1 protein-coding gene is annotated in these 586 nt (G+C 50.5%); it reads right to left on the reverse strand.

What is annotated here, in order from left to right; all coding sequences use genetic code 11:
• Positions 1-586 (reverse strand): EF-Tu/IF-2/RF-3 family GTPase (locus L6J37_RS21255; RefSeq protein ID WP_269093672.1); only part of this gene is annotated, 586 nt, incomplete at both ends.

Raw genomic sequence — 586 nt, forward strand, 5'->3', positions numbered from 1 at the left:
CAACGATCTTAGCAACAACACCAGCACCAACGGTACGGCCACCTTCACGGATTGCGAAGCGCAGACCTTCGTCCATTGCGATAGGTGCGATCAGAGTAACAACCATCTTGATGTTGTCACCTGGCATTACCATCTCAACGCCTTCTGGCAGTTCGATAGTACCGGTCACGTCAGTTGTGCGGAAGTAGAACTGTGGACGGTAGCCTTTGAAGAATGGAGTATGACGGCCGCCTTCATCTTTAGACAGAACGTATACTTCAGACTCGAAAGTCGTGTGTGGAGTGATTGAACCAGGCTTAGCCAGTACTTGACCACGCTCAACTTCGTCACGCTTAGTACCACGCAGCAGAACACCAACGTTCTCACCAGCACGGCCTTCGTCCAGAAGCTTACGGAACATCTCAACACCAGTACAAGTTGTAGTGATGGTGTCTTTGATACCTACGATAGCAACTTCGTCACCTACGCGAACGATACCTTGCTCAACACGACCTGTTACTACAGTACCACGGCCCTGGATTGAGAATACATCTTCGATTGGCAGGATGAACGGCTTGTCGATAGCACGCTCTGGCTCTGGGATGTA

Origin of the sequence: Photobacterium sp. WH77, assembly GCF_022014395.1 — a bacterium.
In the GTDB taxonomy this organism is placed as follows: domain Bacteria; phylum Pseudomonadota; class Gammaproteobacteria; order Enterobacterales; family Vibrionaceae; genus Photobacterium; species Photobacterium arenosum.